We start from the raw sequence: 15633 nt of genomic DNA on the forward strand, positions 1-15633 counted from the left end.
CGCCTGCCTCCCCGCGGAGGTGATGCGCCACCCGGGGGCGGTGCCGCCTGCGTCCAGCCGAACCCCTAAGCCGGGGAGGGCCGGCGCCGGCGGTGCCGCCCCCTTTGGCTTGCCCCGGCTACTGCAGGGCCGAGGTCAGCCGCGCCAGGTTGTCCAGCACCGTGGAGCGCAGCGGCTGCCTGAGCCATTCCTCGAGCGTCAGCAACCGGCTGACCTCGCGGTATTCGTCCTCGACGTCGCGCATCTGCGCCACGAAGCCGGCGTCGCGCACCAGCATCGAGACCTCCATGTTCAGGCCGAAGGAACGCATGTCCATGTTGCTGGAGCCGATCAGCGCCGTCTCGTCGTCGATGGTGAAGTGCTTGGCGTGCAGGATGTACGGGGCCGGGTAGAGGTAGATCCGCACCCCGGCGCGCAGCAGTTCCTCGTAGTACGAGCGCTGGGCGTGGTAGACCAGCGCCTGGTCCCCGACCTCCGAGACGAACAGGTCCACCGGGACCCCGCGCGCCACCGCGGAGGTGATCGCATACATCAGCGACTCGTCGGGCACGAAGTAGGGCGAGGTGATCACGATGCGCCGCTGGGCCGCGTGGATCAGCCCCAGGAAGAGCCGCAGGTTGTTCTCGCGCTCGAACCCGGGGCCCGAGGGGACCACCTGGGTGAGCATCGTGCCGAACTCCGCGCGGTGGTCGATCAGCGCGCCGCTGAGCCGGCCCAGCGAATCCCCTCCGGCCACCAGCTCGGCCCGCCGCACGCCCTCGAGGATGACCTCGCCGGTCTCGGAGTACCAGTCGGAGATGAACACCGCGTCCAGCGTGGCCACGCCCGGTCCGCGCAGCTCCACGACCAGCTCCTTCCACTTGAGCCCGCGCTTGATGTTCTTCTTCACGTTGTAGTCGCGCGAGATCATGTTCAGCGAACCCATGTAGCCGACGGTCCCGTCAACGACGAGGATCTTGCGGTGGTTGCGCAAATCGGGCCGCTGGAACTTGCCCTTCAGCGGCTGCAGCGGAAGCATCAGGGTCCAGTGCGCGCCCATCGCATCCAGCCGGGCCTTGGTGGCGGCATGGTGGGCCTTGCCGCGCGAGGCCCAGTGGTCAAGCATCACGTTCACGCGCACCCCGCGCCCGATCGCGCGCTCCAGCGCGTCGAAGAATCCGGCGGTGGCCGCGTCAAGGCTGAGGATGTAGAACTGCACGTGGACGTAGTCGCCGGCCGATTCGACGGCGTCGGTCATGGCCTGGATGGTCTGTTCGTAGTCGCCCAGCAGCCGCCCGGAATTCCCCGCCAAAAGGGGCATGCCCCCGTACCTGGTGTTCATCTCGACCAGCGAGTTGAACCAGGCGGGGTTGTTCCCGTGGGTTTCGTCGTGGCGTTCCTCGGCGCTCACCGCGCGCATGAACGTGTTGATCTCCTCCTGCACCTCGCGGCGCTTGCGCGGCAGCTTGGGGGACCCGATGAGCAGAAAGGCGATGACCCCGAAATAGGGGATCAGGAAAATGGCCAGCAACCACGCCATGCCGGAGGTGGGGCGGCGGTTGCGGGGAACGAAGATCACGGCAAGGACGCGGATGGCCAAATCGAGGACCACCAGGGCGGTTGCCCACCACCAGGCACCAGTAAACATGTAGCAACCTTCCCAGAAATCCGCTGTTCATTCCCAAGGTACGCTAGCCGATCCCCGCAACGGCGGCAGGCACACGGGCGCGCGACACGGGCGGCCGACGGCACCGGACGGACGGGGGAGGCGTCAGCCGATTGCCTCGGCCTCGTCGTCGCGCGGGGAATACACGACCTCGTTGCCCAGCCCGTTGAAGGTCTTCACCGGGCGGCTGATGTCCCAGGGCGGCCATTCGGCGATCCCCATGGTGGCAAAGCACACCCAGGCTTCGTGCATCGCCCCGGCCAGGGATTGCGGGGCCGCGTCGCCCACCAGGGTGGTTGCCCCCCGGACGGCAAGGTTGTCAAAGACGAAGGGCAGCTCGGTTCCGTGTGCCGCGCCCAGGTCGTTCACCGGGCTGTGCCAGGCAAATTCGTACACCTGGGTCTGGCCTCCGGCGTAGCGCCGGGCATCGGCCAGCGTGTACATCGGCACCCGCAGCAACTTGTCGGTGGCCAGGGCGGCGAGGATCTCGCCCGGGCCCGCGCCGGGGCGGTTGCGCCAGAAGAGCCGCTGCGCCTCCTTGGAGATTCCGGCCCGCCGCCGGGCCAGCGCCAGGCCGGTCCGGGAGACCTTGGCCCCGCGGCCCCCGGGCGCGTGCCACAGCCGGCACTCCTGGGTGGTGGTGCCGACCAGCAGCGGGATGTCTGCTCCGGCACCTCCAAGCATCGCGCGCAACGGGTCCTCGGGCACCAGCTGGGGCTCGATCGCCAGGCCGTAGGCCGGGCCGGAGTTCAGCGGGGTCGCGCCGGCGGCCATGCGGGCCTGGGACGCCAACAAGTCTGCGGGGGAGCGGGCTGCGAATTCCTCGCGGGTTGCCGCGATGCCCAGGTCCGTGGCGATGCGTTGGGTCATGCGCCTGGCCCGGGACACGGGCCAGGCCGAGAGCGGGGCGCTTTGGATGATGGCGCGCGCAAACAGGGACGAAGCGCGGGGGTGGGCCAGCAGCGCCGCCACCAGCGAGCCACCGGACCCGTGCCCCATGAGCGTGACCTGGTTCGGGTCCCCGCCGAAGGATTCGACGTTGACCCGCAGCCACTCCAGGGCGGCAACGACATCTGCAAGTCCCAGGTTCAGCGGGGCATCCTCCAGCACCGAGAATCCCTCCGCGCCCAGCCTGTAGTTTGCCGCGGCGAAGACCACCGCGTCCCGGGCAAACGCGGTGCCGTCATGGCCCGGCAGGGCGTTGGACCCATGCTGCAGCGATCCGCCATGGATCCAGAGCAGCACGGGGCGCAGCCCCCCGGGGCGCTTGGCGGGGGCAAAGACGTTCACGTTCAGGTACTCGTCGCCGGGGATGGCGACGGTGGGTTGCAGCCTGCCCAGCGCCCCGGGGTAGGGAACCTGCCCGGGGGTGGGCCCGTGGGCGGTGGCTGCCCGCGTCCGGGTCCACTGGGCAGGGAGCGTGGGGACGGCAAAACGGTGCGCGCCCACGGGCGCGGCGGCATACGGAATCCCCAGGAATCGTTCCACGCCGCCGCTGAGCAGGCCTTCCACCGGCCCGCAGGGCGTGTCGCGGACCAGGGAAATGCCATGCGGATCATTGCCGACGCCCATGAAGACCACCCCGTACTCAGCGGCACCTATGCCTAAGACCACATTAGCCGGGCAAGTGCCCCAACGGCAGGGGGGGAGGCCGGGGCACCGGGGCCAGGCATGGGGCGGAATGAAGCCAGGTCGATGTCCCCGGTGCCACCGGCGGGTCCGCCCGTCGAGAGCGCAAGGCAGCAGGGCAAAGATCACGGGGGCCACCCCGAGGAGTACCTCGGAAACGTGCCCGTCGAACTCCAGCCCCGGGCAAGGGCCCTGCACCGGGCATTGTGCGAGGCGTTGCCGCACGCGGGCGTCCTGATCACGTGGGGGCAGCCCGCCTTCGTGGACGACACCATCCTGGTTGCCTACGCGGTGTTCCCCAAGCACATCAACCTCTACACCACGCCCGGCTCCCGCGACGCGCTCGCCGGGGAACTGGCCGGCTACACCCTGGGCAAGGGTTCGATCCAGCTTCCGCACGACCAGCCGCTGCCGCTCGATCTCATCCAGCTAGTCGCCACGGCCAGGGAGCAGGAATTCCGGGAGCGCGGCGTGCGCTGGATGTAGGGGCCGGCCCCCCGTCGGCCAGCGCGGCGATGCTCACGCTTGCGGGGCGCGGTTAGCGCCCGGCCGCATCGGGTGCCATGGCGCGGGTGTTGAGGACACCGGACGTTGCAAGTTCCGTGGCCGGGTGGATGGACTGCAGCCCGCTCGGCACCACCGGCCAAGCATCCGGGGCCTCGTCCGCAACAGGTTTCAGGGCATAGGCGAGCCCGAGGACCGAGGCGGCAAAGACGGCCAACCCCGCCAGGGCAATTGCCAGGCGCATGACCTTGGCCCTGCGCGAGCGCGGGATCTGCGACGGGAATCTCATCATGACACCAAGTCTTCCCTCGATGGCCTGCACGCGCATCGGCCCCGGGGCCGTATCCGGACCCCGGCATCCGGTACCTGGGAATGGCCCTTCCGGTACCTCCGGGTGACGCCCCGGCGGGCCGGGCCGTCTACGGTAGGTAGCATGCACAATTGCGTTTCCCGCCCCGCGGACTGCCGGCGGGCCGGCATTCCTGCCCGGGGCGCCGGCGGCCTGCTCGCGCGCACGGCGCCGGATCCGGCACCGGCACCGGCGGGCACACGGTGAGCGCCAGGGATGACGAGTTCGAACCGGTCCGCTGGCGCGGGCGATGGGGCTGGCGCTCGGATGTGACTGCCGCCGCGATCTTCCTGGCCCTGGTGGTGGTTTGCCACGAATTCCTTCTCCTGGGCTCCTACTCGGGCAACTACCTCGGCGACACGTCGTTCTTCGTGCTGGCGGCCGCCGTGGCCATCGGCTGCGCCCGGGTCCTGCCCGGGGTGGCACTCGCGCTGATCTGGGTCGGCACCATGCTGCAGATGCTCCGCGGGGTCGACGTCGACCTCGCGCAGCTGGCGGCGCTGTATGTGGTGGGCATCGCCGCCAGGTACGGCACGCGGCTCTGGGTGTTCGTCTCCGGCCTGTCCATCGCCGCGGGATCGGTGCTGGGCACCATCTACATTGGCCGAATCGGGTCCTGGGTGTCCGAACCGCTCTTCCGCGCCATGGAGTCCAACGCCTGGCCGACCAACAACCAGGTCATCGCGGTCTTCGTGGTGGTCGCCTCGATGCTGACCCTGCCGTGGCTGCTGGGGCTGCTGCTGCGGCTCTTTGCCGGGAAGCAGACCGCCGAACGGGGCTCGGCCCGCGCGCGCGAGGAGGCCGACAGCGCCCTGGAACTTGCCCGGCTGCGCTCGGAGAATGCGGCCCTCGCGCGCGACGTGCACGACGTGGTGGGCCATTCGCTGGCGGTGATCATCGCCCAGGCCGATTCGATCCGCTTCATCCCCGACGGCGACGTGGCCCGCATCCGCGAGACGACCGGGACCATCGCCGACGCTGCCCGCCGGTCCCTGGGCGAGGTGCGCCAGGTGCTCTCGCAGACTGCCGAAACCCAGCCCCCGCACGCCAAGCCCGCGGCGGCCAGCGGCGCCGCGACCCCGGCCACGCGCAGCCTGGCCCTGGTGACAGCGCAAATGGGCCTGCTGCCACCTGCAACCTCGGAGATCTCCGCCATCCTGGAAAACGTGCGCGGCACCGGATACGAGGTCAGCGAGGAAACGCTGGGGGAGCCGGTGCCGTTGCCGGCGGACATCGTTCCCGCCACCCGCCGGATCATCCAGGAGATGCTGGCCAACGCGCTGCACCACGGGTGCGCCACCACGCCGATCTACGTCAGGCACTACTGGGGCGCCACCAGCTATACGCTGAGCCTGACAAACTATTTCGAGGCGTCGGCCGCGTCCAGGCGCACCGGAACCGGGATCGCGGGCATGCGCCAGCGCCTGGCCAGCCTGTCGGGCACCCTGAGCATCGACACCGAGGACGGTTCGGCCGGCGCCCCCGACCTCTTCACCATTGCCGCAACATTTCCCATCAACCACGAATGGACCACCCGTTGAACCAACCGCAGATCCGCGTGGCGCTGGTAGATGACCAGCAACTCTTCCGTTCCGGCCTGGCGGTGATCATCGGTGCCCAACCCGACATGGCCGTGGTGGCGCAGGCCGCCGACGGCACCGAGGCCCTGGGTGCCATTGCCGCCCACGAGCCCGACGTGGTGCTGATGGACGTGCAGATGTCGCCGATGGGCGGGGTCGAGGCAACCCGGAAGATCTTCGAGGATGCCACGGGGCGCTTCGGCAAGCTCCCGAAGGTCATCATGCTGACCACCTTCGACTGGGACGAGCACGCAGCGACCGCCATCCGGCACGGAGCCAGCGGGTTCATCCTCAAGGACAGCACGCCGGAATTCGTCTGCGAGTCGATCCGCGCGGTCAACGGCGGCAACGCCGTCATCGCCCCGCAATCCCTGGCCGCGCTGCTGCGCGACGAGCCGGCACCGGTGCCCGAGGTCCCGGCGCAATTCCTGGAGCTGACCGAGCGGGAGCGCGAGGTCTTCGAGGCGGTGGCACTGGGGCTGACCAACCAGGAGATCTCGGAGCGGCTCTTCCTCAGCGGGTCCACGGTCAAGACGCACATCGGGGCGATCCTGCGCAAGCTCGGGCTGCGCGACCGGGTACAGATCGTGGTGTACTCCTACGAGAACGGCATTGGCCGGTAGGCCGGATGCGTGCGCTGCCGGTGGCAATGTAGTGCGTATCACCCCGCGCCAATGCGGGCCCGGGGCGGCAATGGCTGTAGTGTTCATGGAAGCCAATGCACCTTTTCTCAAAGGGGCGGCGGTTAGGCCCCCACAGAGATTCGCCGTCACTGTGGGGGCTGTCTTAATTCCCCCGAAGTCCCGGTTTGAAGCGCCCCCGCCTTCGCCCGGAAGACCGCGCCCATGCGCTGGTTCCCGACGAGGGAGGCCGCCAGCCGGAATTCGGCAGCCGCCTCGGGTCCGCGGCCCAACCGGGCCAGCAACTCCCCGCGCACGCTCGGCAACAAATGCGAACCGGCCAGTGCCCCCTGCCTTGCCAAGTGGTCGACGATGCGCAGGGCCGCATCCGGTCCGTCGGCCATCGAGACAGCCACAGCCCGATTCAGCTCGACGACGGGTCCCGGCGCAAGGCTGCACAAGGCCCCATAGAGCAGCACGATCCTGTCCCAGTCGGTTTCCTCCACGCTCCGGGCCACGGCGTGGCATTCGGCGATGGCCGCCTGGAGGGCATAGAAGCCCCGACCGTGCCGCAGCGCGTCGGCACGTTCCAACGCCCGGCGCCCCCGCATGATCTGCGAGTGGTCCCAGCGCGAACGATCCTGGTCGGCCAGGAGGATCGGGCTGCCGTCCCGGGAGGTTCTGGCCGAAAACCGCGAGGCCTGGATCTCCATCAACGCCACCAGCCCGGCGACCTCCGGCTCCCGGGGAAGCAGTCCGAGCAGGACCCTGCCCAGGCGCAGCGCCTCGTTGGCCAGCTCGCGGCGGATCAGGTCGTCGCCGGCCGTGGCCGCGTAGCCCTCGGTGAACACGAGGTAGATCACCGCCAGCACCGCCGACAGGCGTTCGCCCCATGTCTGCGCCTCCGGGGCCTCGAACGGTATCCGGGCCGCGGCGAGCGTCTTTTTGGCACGCACGATCCGTTGCTGCACGGTGGCCACGGGCACCAGCATCATCCGGGCAATTTCCTCGGTCCGCAGCCCGCCCACGACGCGCAGTGTCAGCGCGACCTGGGCCTCACGGGACAGCACCGGATGGCAGGCGGTGAAGACCAGTCGCAACACGTCGTCGTCGATGGGCTCCCAAGCTTGCTCGGTCGATTCCCGGAGGTTCCGGGCCATCTCCCGATGGCGTTCATCGAGCCTGGTGCTTCGGCGCCACGCATCGATGGCCTTGCGCTTGGCCACCGCGGTGATCCACGCGGCCGCATTCGCCGGGATGCCCTCCTTCGGCCATTGCGCGAGCGCATCGACCAGGGCTTCCTGGGCCAGATCCTCCGCGAGCCCCAGGTCGCCTGTCACCTTGGCCAGGGTTGCGACAATGCGCGCACCCTCGATGCGCCAGAGCGCGTCGAGGGTGCGTTGGGTGTCTGCCATGCCTGCCTTCCGGGGGAGGACTGGGCTTCGGGGTTACGGCTGTCCGAGTTCCTCGCGCCAGACCTCTTCCTTCTTGAGGTATTCGTTGTCGGCAAAGTCCTCGAAATCCGACATGTCGGTGACGCGGCGGACCTCGAGCTTGGCGCCGGCGCCCAGCGGCGCCCGGCTGGCCCACTCCACGGCTTCCTCCTTGCTGGAGACCTGGAGGATCCAGAAGCCGTTGAACAACTCGTGGACTTCCCCGTAGGGGCCGTCGGTGACGATCGGGGTTTCCTCCGAGAAGTCGACGACGAAGGCCTCGCTGAGGTCATCGGACAGCCCCTCCCCGGCCAGCAGCACGCCTGCCTTGATCAGGGATTCGTTGTAGGCGCCCATTGCATTGATGATCTCGTTGAAGTCGGCCTTCTCGTAGGCTTTCTTGGCGGCCTGGGTCGAGCGCATGATCAGCATGAATTTCATGGTGTTCTCCTTGGGTTCGGGAAGGCGCGCAATTACGTCCTTCACCCATTACATCGAACGGGAGGGACCGAAATCGACAGGCGAGCGAAAAAACTTCCAGGAATTTCGGAAACCGGGCGCGACGCGGCACCGGGCGACCGGTGCATTGGCAGCGCGGTGCATCGGTGACCGGTGGTCTTCCGCTGGCCCGGCGTTTGAGGCTTGGTGGACTGGCCCGCCGGGGCTATCCGCTGGGAACAAGGGCGGTGCGCCGCGACGGCGATAGGCCAGAATTGCGGTTCGGGCACTGGGGCGCCTCAAAAAATATCCCAGAGCGCCAGGAGCTTTCGGAATAGGCCGAAAAACACCGGCCCAGGACCATGTCGACCGGGCATGGAGAAACCCCTCACATCCCGCGTGTTTACTGGGATGCAAGGGGTTTTCTGTGGTGCCCTCGAAAGGATTCGAACCTTCGACCTTCCGCTCCGGAGGCGGACGCTCTATCCCCTGAGCTACGAGGGCGTTGCCGGAATCCAACAACCAATTTAATGGTTTCTGAAACGTTTTCCGGCTGGGAACGTAGACGAGCTTAGCAGGTGGGATGCGGTGAATGACAAATTGGCGCTCAATGGTCGCCGCGGGGCCGCCAAATGCGCATCTGATGTGTGCGACGTCGCGCCGTCACATCGTCCAATGGCGCCCGCGCCCCCGGTTATCCTTGAGGGGTGACTCCTGAAGAACTCTCCACAGCCATTTCCGCTTGCCTCCGCGACGCAGTCGACGCCGGCCAGATTACCGTCGACGTGCCCGAAAATGTGCGTGTGGAGCGACCGAAGAGTCGCGAGCACGGGGACTGGGCCACCAACATCGCCCTGCAGCTGGGCAAGAAGGCCGGGATGAACCCGCGCGACTTCGCCCAGATCCTGGCCACGCGCCTGGCCGAGTCGGCCGGTGTTGCCGGTGTCGAGATCGCCGGACCCGGATTCCTGAACATCACCCTCGAGGCGGGCGCCGCCGGCGAGCTGGCGAAGACCATCGTCGAGGCCGGTGCCGAATACGGCAAGAACGATGCGCTGGCCGGCCATGAGGTCAACATGGAATTCGTCTCCGCAAACCCCACCGGTCCGTTGCACATCGGCCACACCCGCTGGGCCGCCCTGGGCGACTCCATCGCGCGCGTGCTCAAGGCCAGCGGCGCGACCGTCACCAGCGAGTACTACATCAACGACGCCGGCAACCAGATGAACATCTTTGCCCTGTCGGTCTACAACCGCCTGCACTCGCTGCCGGTGCCCGAGGGCGGCTACCCCGGTGCCTACATCAAGGACCTGGCCGACGCCGTGGCCAAGGCCCACCCCGACATCCGCTCGCTCACCCAGGAAGCCGCGCTGCCGATCGTCCGCCACGCGGCCTACGTGGCGCAGATGGCCGACATCAAGGAGACGCTGAACGACTTCGGCGTCGAGTTCGACGTGTTCTTCTCCGAGCAGGAACTGCACTCCGGCGGCGCCGTCGAGGACGCCGTGGCGCGCCTGCGCGAACAGGGCCACATCGACGACACCGACGGTGCGGTGTGGCTGCGCACCACCGACTTCGGGGACGACAAGGACCGCGTGCTGATCCGCGCCAACGGCGAGCCCACGTACTTTGCCGCCGACGCCGCCTACTACCTCTCCAAGAAGGACCGCGGCTTCACCGAGAAGATCTACCTGCTCGGCGCCGACCACCACGGCTACGTCAACCGCCTCAAGGCCATCGCGGCCGCCGCCGGCGACGACCCGAAGGTCAACATCGAGGTGCTGATCGGCCAGCTGATCTCCGTCAACGGTGCCCGCTTGTCCAAGCGGGCCGGCAACATCATCGAGCTGCGCGACCTCATCGACTGGCTCGGCGCCGACGCGCTGCGCTACTCGCTGGGCCGCTACCCGGCAGACTCGCCGATGACCATCGACCCGGAGCAGCTGAAGAAGAACACCAACGACAACCCGGTGTTCTACGTCCAGTACGCCCACGCCCGCTCCCGCGCCGCCTCGCGCAACGCCGTGGAGAAGGGCGTGGAACGCACCGACTTCGACGCCACGCTGCTCACCCACGAGACCGAGAACGACCTGCTCGCGGCCCTGGGCCAGTTCCCCTCCGTCGTGGCGCAGGCCGCCACGCACCGCGAACCGCACCGCGTGGCCCGCCACGTCGAGCTGCTCGCCGGCGCCTACCACTCCTGGTACGCGGCCTGCCGCGTGACCCCCGTGGGTGACGGAGCCGTCGAGCCCATCCACCGCACCCGCCTCTGGCTCAACGACGCCACCACCCAGGTCCTGGCCAACGGCCTGGGACTGCTGGGCGTTTCGGCCCCGGAAAAGATGTAAGGAACCATGACCTCTTCACCACTTGCCCCGGCCTGGCTCTCGCTGCCCGCCGATGTCAACGCGCTGCGCCCCGTCGAGTGGGCCGAGGGCGTCGCCCGCTCCGAATCCGGCGAACTTGCCGTCCAGGGCCTTTTGGTCAGCGACCTGGCCGAGGAATTCGGCACGCCGCTGTTCGTGCTGGACGAAAACGACTTCCGTGCCCGCGCGGCCGGCTTCAAGCAGGCCTTCGACGCCGCGTTCGCCGACTTGTGCGGCGGCGTGGACGTCTACTACGCCGGCAAGGCGTTCCTGAGCACCGAGGTGGCCCGCTGGGTCACCGCCGAGGGCCTGCGCCTTGACACCTGCTCCGGCGGCGAAATGGCAGTGGCCCGCGTCGCCGGCGTGCCCGCCGCCAACCTGTCGCTGCACGGGAACAACAAGTCGGTCACCGAGATCCGCACCGCGCTGGAGGCGGACCTGGGCCGCATCGTGATCGACTCGCTGGACGAGCTCGAGCGCGTGGCCCTGCTGTCCCGCGAAACGGGCAAGCGCGCCAACGTGATGCTGCGCCTGACCCCCGGCGTGCACGCCAGCACCCACGAGTTCATCGCCACCGCGCACGAGGACCAGAAGTTCGGCCTCTCGATGATCCCGGTGGGCCAGGACGTTTCCCCGGCTGGAGCCGCGGTCAGCTACGCGCTGGAACACCCGGAACTGAACCTGCTGGGCCTGCACGCGCACATCGGCTCGCAGATCTTCGAGGCGGAGGGCTTCGCCCTGGCCGCGCAGAAGATGCTCGGCTTCCTGGCGCAGGTCAAGCAGGACCACGGCGTCGAGCTGCCCGAGCTGGACTTGGGCGGCGGCTACGGCATCGCCTACACCGAGGTCGACACCCCGCGCGAGCCGGCCGTGCTGGCCGCCGCGATGGCCGAGGTCGTGGGGGAGACCGCAGCCCGGCTGGGCCTGGCAGTCCCGCGGATCTCCATCGAGCCTGGCCGCGCCATCGCCGGTCCCTCCACCTTCACCCTCTACGAGGCAGGGGTGCGCAAGTCCGTCCAGGTCGAGACCGCCGACGGCACCCTGGTGCCGCGCCGCTACGTCTCGGTGGACGGCGGGATGAGCGACAACGCCCGCCCGGTGCTCTACGACGCGGACTACACCGCGGTGCTGGCCGGCCGTGTGACGGAAAGTGAACCGATTATTTCACGGGTGGTTGGCAAACACTGCGAGTCCGGTGACATAGTCGTACGGGACGTTTACCTGCCCGAGGATGTCGCCGCCGGCGACCTTTTGGCCGTTCCGGGGACCGGGGCCTACTGCTGGGCACTGTCGAGCAACTACAACTACCTGGGGCGTCCCGGCGTGGTTGCCGTGCGCGATGGCGCCGCCCGCGCCATCATCCGCAGGGAAACCGAAGCCGACCTGTTGGCCCGCGATCTGGGAGCATAGAAATACACGTGAAAACACTGAAGGTGGCCCTGCTTGGCTGCGGCAATGTCGGGTCCCAGGTGGCACGCATCATCCTGAACGACGCCGAGGTGCTGGCCGACCGCGCCGGCGCGCGTCTTGAACTGGCAGGCATCGCCGTGCGCAACCTGGGGGCCACGCGCGACCCGGCGATCCCCGCGGGGCTGTTCACCACCGACGCGTCTGCCCTGGTCGATTCGGCCGACATCGTCATCGAGCTGCTCGGCGGCCTGGAACCCGCCGGGACGCTGATCCGCCGGGCCCTGGCCCGCGGCGCCTCCGTGGTCACCGGCAACAAGGCGCTGCTCGCGGCCCGCGGCGCAGAGCTCAACGCGCTGGCCTTCGAGTCCGGCGCCCAGTTGCGCTACGAGGCCGCCGTCGCCGGCGCCATCCCGATCCTGCGCCCCATCTCCGATTCCCTCTCCGGGGACCGGATCACCAAGATCATGGGCATCGTCAACGGCACCACCAACTTCATCCTCGACGCGATGGACACCACCGGCGCCCAGTTCGACGACGTGCTCGCCGAGGCCCAGGCGCTGGGCTACGCCGAGGCAGACCCGACAGCCGACGTGGCCGGGCACGACGCCGCCGCGAAGGCCGCGATCCTCGCCTCCCTGGCCTTCCACACCGACTTCGCCTACGCGGACGTGCACTGCGAGGGGATCACCAAGATCACCGCCGCCGACGTCGCAGCGGCCAAGGACGCCGGCATGGTCATCAAGCTGCTGGCGATCGCCGAACGCGGCGAGGACGGCATCGGGGTGCGCGTGCACCCGACGCTGCTGCGCCGCACCCACCCGCTGGCAGCCGTCCACGGCGCCTTCAACGCAGTGTTCGTCGAGGCCGAAAACGCCGGAGAGCTGATGTTCTACGGCGCCGGCGCCGGCGGGGCTCCCACCGCCTCGGCCGTCATGGGCGACACCGTGGCCGTGGCCCGCCGCGTCGTCTCCGGCGGCCCGCTGCCGGCCATCGCCGCACAGCAGCCGGTCAAGGCCCTGTCCTTCGACGAGATCTCCACCAGCTACTGGATCGGCCTGCGCGTCTCCGACGAACCAGGCGTGCTCGCCGCGATCGCCGCGATCTTCGCCGCCAACTCCGTCTCCATCGAGGCGCTGCGCCAGTCCGTCATCGAAGAAAACCACGGCGGGTCCGCCGAGCTGCGCATCGTGACCCACCGCTCCACCGAGTCCTCGCTGGCCGCCGTCGTGGCCGCCGTCTCCGACTTGGATGCCGTCCAAGAAGTAACCTCTGTCCTGCGAGTTGAAGGAAACTAAGTGGCCCACCAGTGGCGCGGAGTCATCCGCGAATATGCCGAACGCCTGCCCGTTGACGAAAACACCAAGGTCATCACCTTGGGCGAGGGCGGTACGCCCCTGGTGTTCGCCCCGGCACTGAGCGAGCTCACCGGCTCCGAGGTCTACCTCAAGGTCGAGGGCATGAACCCGACAGGTTCCTTCAAGGACCGCGGCATGACCATGGCGATGACCGCCGCGGTCGCCGCCGGCGCCAAGGCGGTGGTCTGCGCCTCCACCGGCAACACCTCCGCCTCCGCAGCGGCCTACGCCACCCAGGCCGGGCTCAAGTGCGCCGTGCTGGTTCCGGACGGCAAGATCTCCATGGGCAAGATGTCCCAGGCGATCGCGCACGGCGCGGACATCATCCAGATCGACGGGAACTTCGACAACTGCCTCGAGGTCGCCCGCAAGCTCAGCGAGAACTACCCGGTGTTCCTGGTGAACTCGGTGAACCCGGCCCGCATCGAGGGCCAGAAGACCGGCGCCTTCGAGGTCGTGGACTTCCTGGGCGACGCCCCGGACTACCACGTGCTGCCGGTGGGCAACGCGGGCAACATCACCGCGTACTGGAGGGGCTACAAGGAGTACTCCTCCGAGTACACCAACCAGGCCGGCGCCGTGCTGGCCCCGGTGTCCACCAAGACCCCGATCATGTGGGGCTTCCAGGCCGCGGGAGCCGCACCCATCGTGCTGGGCCACCCGGTGACAGAACCGGACACCATCGCCACCGCCATCCGCATCGGCAACCCCGCGTCCTGGAAGCAGGCCGAGGATGCCCGCGACGAGTCCGGCGGAATCATCGACTCGGTGACCGACGCGGAGATCCTGGCGGCGCACCGCTGGCTGTCCTCGCGCGAGGGCGTCTTCGTGGAGCCGGGCTCCGCGGCCGGCGTTGCCGGGCTCATCAAGCACCACGCGGCGGGCAATGTGCCGTCCGGCAAGAAGATCGTCATCACCGTGACCGGCCACGGCCTGAAGGACCCGGACTGGGCCCTGAAGACCGAGGACGGTTCCGCAGTCACCCCGACCAAGGTCGAGTTCGACGTCGTGGCAGTGGCCTCGGCGCTCGGCCTGGCCTAGTCCCCGCACCGGATACAAGGGGAACGAACACCTGATGGCGCAGATCCAAGCCGGCCAATCCATTGCCGTGCACGTGCCGGCCACGAGCGCGAACCTGGGGCCCGGATTCGACGTCCTGGGCATGGCGTTGTCGGTGTGCGACACCCTGGTGGTGCACACCGTGTCCGAGCCCGGCGTCAGCGTGGCGGTCACCGGCGAGGGTGCCGACACACTGCCCGCCGATGAAACGCACCTGATCGCCAAGACGATCCTGGAGCGCTGGGCGGAACTGGGCTTCGAGCCCTGCGGCCTGCGCCTCGAGGCGACGAACAACATCCCGCACGGCCGCGGCATGGGTTCCAGCGCCGCGGCCATGGTCAGCGCGCTGGCCGCTGCCAATGCGCTGCTTCCGGCCGACGCGCAGTCCGGCCCGGAGGAGATCTTCCAGGCCGCCTCGCGCTGGGAGGGCCACCCGGACAACGTCGCCCCGGCCGTCTACGGCGGGTTGACGCTTTCCTGGACCACCGATGCAGGATTCGGCACGCTGCAGGGCGTGCTGCATCCCGACATCGTCCCGGTCATTGCGATCCCCGACATCGAGCTGTCCACCGCCGCGGCCCGCGGGCTGCTTCCGGAAACGGTGCCGCACGCCCTGGCCGCGGCCAACGGGGGACGGGTGGGCCTGCTCATCCATGCCCTGGCCCACGAGCCGGCGGCGCTCATGGTCGGCACCGAGGACTTCCTGCACCAGGGGTTCCGGGCACCGGCCATGGCGCAGAGCGCCGAGCTGATTGCCCACCTGCGGGCCTCCGGCCATGCGGCCGTGGTTTCCGGTGCCGGACCCACGGTGCTGGTGTTGTGCGACGGCCAGGAAGGCGCGCAGCGGGCCGCCGCCGCGATCTCCGGGTACGCGGCAAGCCATGAAGAAACAAACTGGCGTGTCCGGATTGAGTCCGTACCGCCAACGGGTGTTAGAGTAGAAGTGCTCTAGCACCCGCCTGAAAAGAATTATCCGCATTCCAATGGATGATTCATTGCGTTTCGTGCAGCCATCAGTTCCTTCCCCCGCCGCGGCGGGCGGATCTTTGGGGATTCGATCACCACAAACCATTTTCGCTGGGCGAGCAGGCACACCCACACCATCCGATTGAAACCGTCAACCTTGTTGGTGACTAGATCCCTTGGTGTGTCTCACGATCGACCGAAGCATTTGCCTGGTCTTACCTGGCGGTGCACGGCCGAACCTTTTCCCGCATCTGACGCGGGAACAAGGGCTAGTCAAAA

At 68.6% G+C, this 15633-nt stretch carries 13 protein-coding genes and 1 tRNA gene; 8 read left to right on the forward strand and 6 right to left on the reverse strand.

Annotation, left to right across the window (positions count from 1 at the left end; translation table 11 throughout):
• Positions 1–118 precede the first annotated feature (118 nt).
• Both cls and KRR55_RS10960 read right to left on the reverse strand, forming a co-directional pair.
• Positions 119–1627 carry a cardiolipin synthase gene (gene cls / locus KRR55_RS10955; protein WP_217389121.1) on the reverse strand — a complete coding sequence of 503 codons (1509 nt, stop codon included), beginning with the start codon at positions 1625–1627 and terminating at the stop codon, positions 119–121.
• Between the two features lie 123 nt (positions 1628–1750).
• A complete protein-coding gene (locus KRR55_RS10960) occupies positions 1751–3259 on the reverse strand; it encodes a carboxylesterase/lipase family protein (RefSeq protein WP_217389122.1) in 1509 nt (502 codons plus the stop codon).
• A gap of 174 nt (positions 3260–3433) precedes the next feature.
• Between KRR55_RS10960 and KRR55_RS10965 the strand changes: the two genes are divergently transcribed.
• Positions 3434–3760, forward strand: coding sequence for an iron chaperone (locus tag KRR55_RS10965; protein ID WP_217389123.1), 327 nt, complete (start codon positions 3434–3436; stop codon positions 3758–3760).
• Positions 3761–3812: 52 nt separating this feature from the next.
• Here KRR55_RS10965 and KRR55_RS10970 read toward each other — a convergent pair whose 3' ends face one another.
• Positions 3813–4070, reverse strand: coding sequence for a hypothetical protein (locus tag KRR55_RS10970; RefSeq protein WP_217389124.1), 258 nt, complete (start codon positions 4068–4070; stop codon positions 3813–3815).
• A 149-nt stretch (positions 4071–4219) separates the two neighbouring features.
• Here KRR55_RS10970 and KRR55_RS10975 point away from each other — a divergent pair, with 149 nt between their 5' ends.
• Together KRR55_RS10975 and KRR55_RS10980 are read left to right on the forward strand one after the other, a co-directional pair.
• On the forward strand, positions 4220–5668 hold the full coding sequence (locus KRR55_RS10975; protein WP_217389125.1) for a sensor histidine kinase: 1449 nt from the start codon (positions 4220–4222) through the stop codon (positions 5666–5668).
• Positions 5653–6330 (forward strand): response regulator, encoded by a 678-nt coding sequence (locus KRR55_RS10980; protein WP_217389126.1) that lies wholly within the window; start codon positions 5653–5655, stop codon positions 6328–6330. The genes KRR55_RS10975 and KRR55_RS10980 overlap by 16 nt, the downstream gene beginning before the upstream one ends.
• A gap of 146 nt (positions 6331–6476) precedes the next feature.
• Here KRR55_RS10980 and KRR55_RS10985 read toward each other — a convergent pair whose 3' ends face one another.
• From KRR55_RS10985 to KRR55_RS10995, 3 genes are all read right to left on the reverse strand, one after another.
• Positions 6477–7742: an RNA polymerase sigma factor gene (locus KRR55_RS10985; protein WP_217389127.1), complete on the reverse strand. Its 1266-nt coding sequence runs from the start codon at positions 7740–7742 to the stop codon at positions 6477–6479.
• 33 nt (positions 7743–7775) lie between these two features.
• Positions 7776–8201, reverse strand: coding sequence for a YciI family protein (locus tag KRR55_RS10990; protein WP_217389128.1), 426 nt, complete (start codon positions 8199–8201; stop codon positions 7776–7778).
• 425 nt (positions 8202–8626) lie between these two features.
• Positions 8627–8702 (reverse strand) — tRNA-Arg (locus KRR55_RS10995).
• Positions 8703–8905: 203 nt separating this feature from the next.
• On the opposite strand from KRR55_RS10995, the gene argS reads away from it, so the two are divergent.
• From argS to thrB, 5 genes are read left to right on the forward strand one after another with little or no spacing between them, the layout of a single operon-like run.
• Complete coding sequence (argS, locus tag KRR55_RS11000; protein ID WP_217389129.1) at positions 8906–10546, forward strand: arginine--tRNA ligase; 1641 nt, start codon at positions 8906–8908, stop codon at positions 10544–10546.
• Between the two features lie 6 nt (positions 10547–10552).
• Positions 10553–11974, forward strand: a complete 1422-nt coding sequence (lysA, locus tag KRR55_RS11005) for a diaminopimelate decarboxylase (protein WP_217389130.1) — start codon at positions 10553–10555, stop codon at positions 11972–11974.
• Positions 11975–11982: 8 nt separating this feature from the next.
• On the forward strand, positions 11983–13269 hold the full coding sequence (locus KRR55_RS11010; protein ID WP_217389131.1) for a homoserine dehydrogenase: 1287 nt from the start codon (positions 11983–11985) through the stop codon (positions 13267–13269).
• A complete protein-coding gene (gene thrC, locus KRR55_RS11015) occupies positions 13270–14370 on the forward strand; it encodes a threonine synthase (RefSeq protein ID WP_217389132.1) in 1101 nt (366 codons plus the stop codon).
• A gap of 34 nt (positions 14371–14404) precedes the next feature.
• On the forward strand, positions 14405–15340 hold the full coding sequence (gene thrB / locus KRR55_RS11020; protein WP_217389133.1) for a homoserine kinase: 936 nt from the start codon (positions 14405–14407) through the stop codon (positions 15338–15340).
• The last annotated feature ends 293 nt before the right edge of the window (positions 15341–15633 follow it).

The sequence above is a fragment of the Paeniglutamicibacter quisquiliarum genome (assembly GCF_019084045.1).
Lineage (GTDB): Bacteria > Actinomycetota > Actinomycetes > Actinomycetales > Micrococcaceae > Paeniglutamicibacter > Paeniglutamicibacter quisquiliarum.